Below are 6,016 nucleotides of genomic sequence, written 5' to 3'. Positions count from 1 at the left end.
AGTATCATATAAATCATCACATATAATAATTTTAATAATCTATTTTAGACTGTAATATACTATAAAAATATTTTTATTGATTATATACAATTGAAAAATACATTTTGTAGTAATAAAATTTAAGTTATTATGAGACTTGTACAAAACTATATATATTATAACTCATAAAAATAAACTATACTAATAATATTTTAAAATGATTAGATAACATAAGATATTAGATAAAATATAATAAAGAAAAATATGTATTWNTATWWTTATACATTAAATTTACATAAAAAGATAAAAATTATAATTATGAGGTGATAGTAATGAGAGCTGAAATAATAGCAGTAGGAACAGAGATACTTCTAGGTGATATTATAGATACTAATTCAGCATACTTGTCTAAGGAATTAGCGTTGCTTGGAATAGATGTATATTATAAAAGTTGTGTAGGTGATAATGAAGATAGACTGAGGGATGCTTTTTATGAGGGGTTAAAAAGAAGTGATATTATAATTACAACAGGAGGATTAGGTCCTACTGATGATGATATAACTAAAGAAATTGCATGTGAAGTATTTGATAAAAAAATGGAATTAGATACAAATTCATTAGAAAAGATAGAGCTATTTTTTAATAAAATAGGTACTAAAATGACTGAAAATAATAAAAAACAAGCCTATTTTCCTAAAGATGCAATAATACTAGAAAATAAAAATGGAACAGCTCCAGGAGCAATATTAAGTAAAGATAAAAAAATTATAATAGTACTTCCTGGTCCACCTAAAGAGATGATACCTATGTTTGAATATGAAGTTAAACCATATTTAAAAAGTATTAATAAGGGTACATTAATATCAAAAACCTTAAAATTTTTTGGAATTGGGGAGTCTACATTAGAATCTAAAATAATAGATATAATAAAAAATCAAGATAATCCAACAATAGCTCCATATGTATCAAATATGGAGATAAGATTAAGAATAAGTGCAAAGGCAGAAAGTGAATATAAAGCTAATGAAATGATTACTCCAATAGTAAAGAAAATCAAAGATAGAGTTGGAGAATTTATTTATGCAGAAGATAATGTATCTATAGAAGAAGTAGTGTCAAAAATGTTAGTAGAAAAAAATTTAACTATATCTATAGCAGAATCTTGTACAGGAGGTTTAGTTAGTTCAACGCTTATAAATTATCCAGGAATATCATCTGTATTTATGGAAGGATGTGTTACATATTCTAATGAATCTAAGATAAATAGATTGGGAGTTAGTGCTGATACATTAGCTAGATATGGAGCAGTTAGTGAAGAAATCGCTAAAGAAATGGCTGAAGGTATTGCAACAAATTTAAATACTAATGTAGCAATATCAACTACTGGAATCGCTGGACCAGGTGGAGGAACTACTTATAAACCAGTAGGACTTGTTTATATAGGAATTTATATAAATGGAAAAACTACCGTGAAAAAATATATATTAAATGGTAATAGGCAAGATATTAGACTTAGAGCTACTAAAAATGCACTTAATGATTTGAGATTAAGATTATTAGAACTATAGATAGGAGGTAATCTATGATAAAGCATATATTTTGTGATTTAGATGGAACATTATATCATAATGGAATTAGTACAGATGATATAAGTGMTAAAMTCAATAGAAAAAATAAATGGTGCTGAATAAATTCAGCACCTAAATTACTGTATTAACTATACTATATAATTTATTACTATTTTTTAATATAGAATCTAGTATATAGTTTATGACACTATTGCATACATAAGTTGAAAAGAATAAATCGTTTTTATGATCTAATATTTTTTGATATTCATTATATATATTCTTAAAAAAATCTTCAAAACAATTATAATTTATATTTTCTCCTTTAAACTGTTTTAGGTTAGTTTCTTTTGCAATAGAATTTAACTCAGTTTCATAGGATATATGTTTTTTCAGACTATGTTTAAATTCCCATCTGTTGCTATGAGGAACACATAAAAAGTCACATAAAAAGTGACATATTACACCTAATTCTTGGCTTAAACTTCCCACTGAAAAATACTTAGATAAGCAATTTAAATTAAGATTACATAGAAAATCCACTTTATGCATTATCATATCATATGATTCTTTCATATAGTGTTTTTGGATAAAATACTTAGAAGGCAAGTCTGGCTTTATATTCCCATATATAAAATGGTTTTCGTCAATAAAAAAAATTTTATTTTCATCTATATTATCAATTATTGATTTAGCTATCAATTTATGTGTATTTATAAACATTATGACACCTCTATTTTGATTAAAATAATAATTAATTTAATGGTATCAATAATTATTAATGTTTACAATATGTAAAATTTAGAATAAATTATAATTATGGCTTAAAAACCAAGTTAGAAGCTATTGACAATAAAAGCAGGAAATGATAAATTATTGATGAAAATGATTATCAATTGTCAAAAAATTATTAAAGATAGGTATAGGGATTTAATGTDGTGTATATGGACAAAATGCATATAATATAATTTAAATGAGGGATTCATTAAGGAGGAAAAAAATGAAACAGAAACTAAAACAAATATTAGTAGTACTTACTTTAGTAGTATTTACTATAACAGGATGCTCATCTAATAAAGGTAGTGACATATCAACGAAAGAGAATGACAACAAGGTAAAAATAGTAACATCATTTTATCCTATGTATCTTCTTACATCTGAAATCGTTAAAGATGCAGATAATATAGAATTAATAAACATGGTTGATTCAAGTACAGGATGTTTACATGACTATTCATTAACTACTGATAATATGAAACTATTAGAAGATTGTGATATATTTGTAGTCAATGGTGCGGGTATGGAGTCATTTTTAGATAAGGTAATACAACAAAAACCTGATTTAAAGATTGTTGATGCAAGTGAAGGTATAGAGTTGATAGAAACTAATTATGAAGATGATGAACATAGCCATGACCACGATCATGACCATGATGAAGAGTATAATCCACATGTTTGGCTAAGTGTAAAGAATGCTATAAAACAAGTTCAAAATATTGAGTCTAAACTTATAGAATATAATCCAGAAAATAAAGATATATACTCTAACAATACAAAAGAATACGTATCACAGTTAAATGAACTAGATACTAAAATTCATACTGAATTAGATAAAATAGAAAATAAAAATATAGTAACATTCCATGAAGCATTCCCATACTTTGCAAAAGAATATAATCTTAATATAGTAGCTGTAGTACAAAGGGAAGCAGGATCTGAGCCTAGTGCGAAAGAGTTACAAGAAACTATAGAAAAAATTAAAAAACTAGATGTTAAAGCAATATGTGTAGAACCACAATATTCAACTAAATCAGCTGAAACTATATCTAAAGAAACTAATGTTAAAGTATGTACATTAGATCCTATAGTTACAGAAGAAAGTAAAAATTCTTCATATATAGATATTATGAATAAAAATTTAGAAACTTTAAAAGAGGCGTTACAGTAATGGAATATAAAAAAAATAAAAGTAATTTTAGAGAATGTAGTAATGATGTTTGTTGCACTAAAATAGAAAATTTAAGTGTAACAAAAGGTAATCATGAAATATTAAAGGACGTTAATTTACACATACACTGTGGAGAGCTTACAGCTCTTATAGGTCCTAATGGAGCAGGTAAAAGTACATTATTAAAAGCTATGCTTGGAGAAAATGAATACACTGGTAATTTACGTTTTACTGATGGAAATGATAGATTAACAAGAAAGCCTATAATAGGTTATGTACCTCAAAAACTTGATTTTGATTATAGTTCACCAGTAAGTGTACTAGATGTTTTTGCTGCTACTCAAAGCAATAAACCAGTATACTTCTCATATGATAAAAAAGTTAAAGACATTGCACTTAGAAGTCTTCGTAAAGTTCAAGGTGAAGACCTTTTAAATAAAAAGTTAGGTGTATTATCTGGAGGTCAATTGCAAAGAGTACTTTTAGCTCTTGCTCTTGAGCCAATACCTGACATTTTACTTTTAGATGAGCCAGTATCTGGCATAGATCAAAATGGACTAAAGTTATTTTATAATATACTATCTAATCTTAGAGAAAATTATGATTTATCTATAATTTTAGTTTCACATGATTTAAATTTAGTATATGAATATGCAGATAGAGTTGCATTTTTAAATAATAAGACAATAGAGTGTGTAGGTAAGCCAGAAGTAGTTTTTGCAAATGAAAATGTAAAGGATACTTTTGGTTTAGAAATAAAGCACAAGATAGACAAAATAGGAAGAGGGGGCAGTAAATAATGTCTGTTTGGTATGATATAATCAATTTCTTATTTCCATTTGAATGGGCTCAGTATGATTTTATGAAAAATGCTTTATTAGGTGTACTTCTTGTAACTCCTATGTTCGGTATATTAGGGACTATGGTTGTAAATAATAAAATGTCATTTTTCTCAGATGCCTTAGGACATTCAGCGTTAACTGGAATAGCAGTTGGTGTTATGCTAGGAATTGATAATACACTAATATCTATGATAGGTTTTTCAATATTATTAACAATAGCTATTATAAATGTTAAAAATGCGAAAACAGCTTCTGTAGATACAATAATTGGTGTATTTTCATCATCGGCAGTAGCCCTTGGAATAGTTATTCTATCTTATAACGGTGGATTTAATAAATATTCTGCATATCTTATAGGTGACTTACTTAGTATAAGTTCAGGAGATATTTTAATGTTAATAATATCTTTTATAGTAGTTTCATTAATTTGGTTTACATGTTTTAATAAATTTTTATTAGTAAGTATAAATCATACATTTGCACGAAGTAGAGGTGTTAATGTTAAATTTTATGACTATGTATTTACAATATTAGTTGCAGTTATAGTAACAATTTCTATAAGATGGGTTGGTATATTAGTAATAAGTTCGATGATGATATTACCAGCTGCATCTGCTAGAAATATAGCAAGTAATATAAGACAGTATCATATATATTCTATATTAATTGCAGTGATATCAGGTATATCAGGACTGTTTATATCATATCATTTTGGTTGTGCAACAGGAGCTACAATAGTACTTATATCATCATTATTTTTTGCAATTACATATTTCATAAGTATAAGAAAATCTGTAGGATAAAGTTTAAATTATTACTCCTATAAAAAAACTTAAAATTATTGTTTAAACNNNCAATTACATATTTCATAAGTATAAGAAAATCTGTAGGATAAAGTTTAAATTATTACTCCTATAAAAAAATTTAAAATTATTGTTTAAACTAATAGGTAGCGGGTATATATATACTATCTTAAGTTGATAAAAGTTTTAAAAGTTAATTATAGATATAAAAATATGGGAGGAATAATAATATGAAAAAGTTTGTTTGTACAGTATGTGGATATATACATGAAGGAGAAACTGCGCCAGAAGTTTGTCCAGTATGTAAGGTTGGAGCTGATAAGTTCGAAGAAATGAAGGGTGAAATGGTTTGGGCTGATGAGCACAGAATAGGTGTAGCAGCTGGAGTAGATGAAGAAATATTAGAAGGATTAAGAGCTAACTTTGTTGGTGAATGTACAGAAGTAGGAATGTACTTAGCTATGAGCCGTCAAGCTGATAGAGAAGGATACCCAGAAGTAGCAGAAGCTTATAAGAGAATAGCATTTGAAGAAGCAGAACATGCAGCTAAATTTGCTGAATTATTAGGAGAAGTTGTAGTTGCAGATACTAAAGCTAACTTAGAAGCTAGAGTTGAAGCTGAATACGGAGCAACTGAAGGAAAATTAAAAATAGCTAAAAAAGCTAAAGAATTAGGATTAGATGCAATACATGATACAGTTCATGAAATGTGTAAAGATGAAGCTAGACATGGAAAAGCATTCTTAGGATTATTAGAAAGACATTTTGGAAAGCAAAACTAATTAAAATATAGGAATCTATTTTTAGTCAATATAAAGATTGAGCTTAAAGCATTTAAGTTCAATCTTTTTTATTATAGAAATAAATAGCTTAATT

Annotated in this window: 6 protein-coding genes; 5 read left to right on the top strand and 1 reads right to left on the bottom strand. The window is 26.8% G+C overall.

The genetic code is table 11. The annotated features are described in order from the left end of the window. Positions 1-311 precede the first annotated feature (311 nt). The gene (locus G3997_RS07025) at positions 312-1,547 is read left to right on the top strand and encodes a competence/damage-inducible protein A (protein ID WP_296644832.1); all 1,236 of its coding nucleotides are present in this window, start codon (positions 312-314) and stop codon (positions 1,545-1,547) included. Positions 1,548-1,679: 132 nt separating this feature from the next. Here G3997_RS07025 and G3997_RS07020 read toward each other — a convergent pair whose 3' ends face one another. After that, entirely contained in the window at positions 1,680-2,270 is a 591-nt protein-coding gene (locus G3997_RS07020) for a zinc dependent phospholipase C family protein (protein WP_296644830.1), read from the bottom strand. Positions 2,271-2,547: 277 nt separating this feature from the next. Here G3997_RS07020 and G3997_RS07015 point away from each other — a divergent pair, with 277 nt between their 5' ends. The 4 genes from G3997_RS07015 to G3997_RS07000 all read left to right on the top strand — a co-directional run bounded on the left by G3997_RS07015 (position 2,548) and on the right by G3997_RS07000 (position 5,922). Beyond that, the gene (locus G3997_RS07015) at positions 2,548-3,495 is read left to right on the top strand and encodes a metal ABC transporter substrate-binding protein (protein ID WP_296644827.1); all 948 of its coding nucleotides are present in this window, start codon (positions 2,548-2,550) and stop codon (positions 3,493-3,495) included. Continuing rightward, the gene (locus G3997_RS07010) at positions 3,495-4,295 is read left to right on the top strand and encodes a metal ABC transporter ATP-binding protein (RefSeq protein ID WP_296644824.1); all 801 of its coding nucleotides are present in this window, start codon (positions 3,495-3,497) and stop codon (positions 4,293-4,295) included. The genes G3997_RS07015 and G3997_RS07010 overlap by 1 nt, the downstream gene beginning before the upstream one ends. Continuing rightward, the gene (locus G3997_RS07005) at positions 4,295-5,140 is read left to right on the top strand and encodes a metal ABC transporter permease (protein WP_296644822.1); all 846 of its coding nucleotides are present in this window, start codon (positions 4,295-4,297) and stop codon (positions 5,138-5,140) included. Before G3997_RS07010 ends, G3997_RS07005 begins: the two co-directional genes overlap by 1 nt. A 230-nt stretch (positions 5,141-5,370) precedes the next feature. After that, entirely contained in the window at positions 5,371-5,922 is a 552-nt protein-coding gene (locus G3997_RS07000; protein ID WP_296644820.1) for an NADH peroxidase, read from the top strand. Positions 5,923-6,016: the final 94 nt, after the last annotated feature.

Origin of the sequence: Romboutsia sp. 13368, assembly GCF_018336475.1 — a bacterium.
Classification (GTDB): Bacteria; Bacillota; Clostridia; order Peptostreptococcales; family Peptostreptococcaceae; genus Romboutsia.
Note: the sequence above shows the minus strand (reverse complement) of the source record. Positions and strands in the feature narration are given on the sequence as shown.